At 75.5% G+C, this 3,464-nt stretch carries 2 protein-coding genes; one reads left to right on the top strand and one right to left on the bottom strand.

All coding sequences use genetic code 11. The features are described 5' to 3' along the window. Positions 1 to 71: 71 nt before the first annotated feature. Positions 72 to 917, bottom strand: coding sequence for a protein kinase domain-containing protein (locus ACI79Z_RS22770; RefSeq protein WP_456904218.1), 846 nt, complete (start codon positions 915 to 917; stop codon positions 72 to 74). Positions 918 to 1,171: 254 nt separating this feature from the next. On the opposite strand from ACI79Z_RS22770, the gene ACI79Z_RS22765 reads away from it, so the two are divergent. Further along, positions 1,172 to 3,274: a cation:proton antiporter gene (locus ACI79Z_RS22765; protein ID WP_387985256.1), complete on the top strand. Its 2,103-nt coding sequence runs from the start codon at positions 1,172 to 1,174 to the stop codon at positions 3,272 to 3,274. Positions 3,275 to 3,464 lie beyond the last annotated feature (190 nt).

Below are 3,464 nucleotides of genomic sequence, written 5' to 3'. Positions count from 1 at the left end.
CCCCCCCCCGCCCCGCCGCCCCCCCCCCGGGGGGGGGGGCGGCCGGGGCCCCTGGTGGTGTCGGACGCCGGTCAGGCGCGGGCGGCGCCCCGCCCCTCGGCGGCCATCCGGTCCAGCCGCTCGGCCACCTGCAGCGCGGTCACCGGGCGCTGCCCCACCGGGGCCAGGCACTCGGAGACGAGCGCGGCCTCCTCGTCGGTCAGGCCGGGAGCGATCGCCGGCTCGGCGCTCATCACCCGGCGGATGGCGAGCAGCGGCTCGCCGTCGGGCAGCTCGCCGTACAGGCCGGTGCCGGTGAGCGCCCGGTTGAGGGTGGCGCCCAGGGCGAACACCTCGGTGGCCCGCGAGGGCCGGTCACCGCGCAGCAGCGCCGGGTCCAGGAACTCGACCGAGGCGGCGCTGGCCATGCCGGTCAGCGTGACGCCCGGCGCGAGGTAGCGGGCCAGGCCCAGGTCGGAGAGCTTGCCACCCTCCTCGGTGAGCAGGACGTTGGCCGGCTTGACGTCACCGTGGGTCAGGCCCGCCTCGTGCAGCGCGTGCGCGGCGTGCGCGGCGTGCGCCACCGCGCGCAGCACCTCGCCGCGGCTCAGCGGCCGCGCCGGGGCGGCCAGCGAACCGAGGGGGCAGTACTCCATCGCGTACAGGAAGCTGTCCTGCAGCACGGCGTCGTAGACCTTGACCAGGTACGGCGAGGCCACCTGGGCGAAGGCGCGCAGCTCCCGCACGCCCCGCTCGTAGGCCTGCTCGCTGTGGGTGCCGGTGAAGACCTTCACCGCGACGTACTCGTCGGGCAGGCCGAGCCGCGCCGGGGGGCGGGCGAGGTAGAAGCGGCCGTTGTTGCCCTCACCGAGCACGCGGACCACCTGGTAGTCCGCGATGTTGGCAGGCGCCGCGCCCACCAGGCCGACGGCATCCATGCATGTCCTCCTGAAACGCTGTATCCCCGGCCGCGCCGGACGCCGCGGTGCGCGGCAGCGGCACAGTGTGCCGGGGGACCCGCCGTCCGGGAACCGGTTCGCGCCCGCCGAGATGCCGCGCGCGCGGGACCCCTGCGACCGGACCGCCGCGGCTAGCATCCGCGCCCGGCGTGGCCCCGGGTGCCCGGTCCCCGCCGTCCCAACCGACTCCCGCGCGGTCCCACGCGGCGCGGACAGCCATGCCCGGAGAACACGTGGAAGCGCGCCCCGTCGCAGAGATCATCGCCTACGTCTTCGTCGACCTCGCGGTGATCATGGTCATCGCCCGGCTGATGGGGCGGCTGGCCGTCAAGGTCGGTCAGCCGGCCGTCGTCGGCGAGATCGTCGCCGGCATCCTCCTGGGCCCGACGCTGCTCGGCGCCCTGCCGGGCGACCTCGACCTGCTGCTGTTCCCGACCGACATCCGGCCGTTCCTCAACGTGCTGGCACAGCTCGGCCTGGTGCTGTTCATGTTCCTGGTCGGCCTCGAGGTGGACCTGTCGTTCATGCGCGGCCGGGAGAAGGTGGCCGTCTCGGTGTCGCTGGCGTCGATCCTGCTGCCGTTCGCGCTCGGCGTGCTGCTGGCGACCTACCTGCACACCCAGCACGACGTCTTCACCGCGACCGACGGGTCGACCTCGGTGATCCCCTTCCTCGGGTTCGCCCTGTTCATGGGCGTGGCCATGTCCATCACCGCGTTCCCCGTGCTCGCGCGGATCCTCGCCGAGCGGCAGATGCACCGCGTCCCCACGGGCGTGCTCGCGCTGGCCTGCGCCGCCGTCGACGACGTCCTGGCCTGGTGCCTGCTGGCCGTCGTCGTGGCGATCGTGGCCGCCTCGTCGTTCACCGGCGTGGTGCTGATCCTCGGCCTGTCGGTGGCCTTCGCCCTGGTGATGTTCCTGGTGGTCAAGCCGGTGCTGCGGGTCCTCGTCACCCGCTACGAGCGGCTCGGGCAGCTCACCCCGGAGATGCTCGCCGGCGTCCTCATCGGCATCCTCACCAGCGCCTGGGTGGCCGAGGAGATCGGCATCCACTTCATCTTCGGCGCCTTCCTCTTCGGCGTCGTCATGCCCCGCAAGGGCGCCGCCCGGCTCAACCACGAGATCATCGACCGGCTCGAGCAGGTCAGCGTGCTCCTGCTGCTGCCGGTGTTCTTCGTCATCACCGGCCTCAACGTCGACGTCGGCGCCATCGACCTGGCCGGCCTCGGCGAGCTCGGCCTGATCCTGCTGGTCGCCATCTCCGGCAAGTTCGTCGGCGCGTACGCCGCCGCGCGGGCCATGCGGGTCCCGCGGCGCCAGTCCACCGCCCTGGCCACGCTGATGAACACCCGCGGGCTCACCGAGCTGGTCATCCTCAACATCGGCGTCCAGCAGGGCGTGCTCGACGGCGAGATGTTCACGCTCATGGTGATCATGGCCCTGGTGACGACGGGCATGGCCACGCCGCTGCTCAACCTCGTCTACCCCAGGCGGATCCTCGACCGGGACATCGCCGCGGCCGAGCGGGCGGAGATGGGGCTCACCGAGGCCTACACCGTCGTGGTCGTCGTGGACGAGCCCGACCGGGACGCCGCGCTGGTCGAGCTGGCCTGCGACCTGGTCGGCCGCGAGTCGCCCGCGCAGGTCGTGCTGACCCGGGTGGTCCGCCGCTCCCGGCCCAAGCCCGAGGTGTCCAGCGGCCTGGGCGCCGACCTCGAGCTGATGGCCACCGTGGCCGACGAGCTGCGGTCCCTGGCCCGGCTGGTCGAGGCCCGGGGGCTGAAGGCGTCGGTCGCCTCGCGGTTCAGCGAGGACCCGTGGGCGGAGGTGGCCGACCTGGCCGGCAGCACCGCGGCCGACGTCGTCCTGGTCCGCAGCGGCTGGGGCATCGTCGAGGGCGCGCTCACCGCCGGCACTCCCTGGCCGCCGTCGCTGCGCGGGTCGGTGGTCACCGTCTCGGGCGAGCTCGGCGAGGCGGGCCTGCAGCCGGGCGGGCCGGTCGCGGTGCTGCAGGACGGCGACGCCTCCGGCCGGGCCGCCCTCCGGCTGGCCGCGCACGCCGCCGTGGGCCGCCGGGTGCCGCTGCAGCTGCGGGCCGCGGAGGGCCGGCGGGGCGTCCGGCGCAACGTGGCCGACTCGCTGCGCAAGGCCGGCGTCCAGGTCGCCGCGGAGACCGAGACGCTGCCCGCCCTGCTGCTGGCCCCGGCCGGTGCCGGCCCCGTCCCGGCCGCCGACGACCTGACGCCGATCCTGCTGGTGCACGCCGGCACGGCCGACAGCGACCGGGACATGGACGAGACCCTGGCCGGCATCGCCGCCCGCCCCGGGGCCTCCTGAGCCCCGCTCCCCCGCAGGCCCGGAGCCCGCGTCCCGTTCGAGGGGACGCGGGCTCCGTCGCGTCCGGCTCCTGCTCCCCGGCCGCCGCTCGGGGGGTGGCCCCCCCCCGGGGGGCCGGGCCCCCGGCGCCCCGCCCCCCCAAAACACCCGCCCCCCCCCCCCCCCGGCCCCCCCCCCCCCCCGCCCCCCC

The organism is Geodermatophilus sp. SYSU D00663 (genome assembly GCF_054050655.1).
Note: the sequence above shows the minus strand (reverse complement) of the source record. Positions and strands in the feature narration are given on the sequence as shown.

Bases quoted from the DNA above. Each gene is read 5' to 3' on its own strand.
- ACI79Z_RS22770 (WP_456904218.1), bottom strand. From the start codon at position 917: ATGGATGCCGTCGGCCTGGTGGGCGCGGCGCCTGCCAACATCGCGGAC.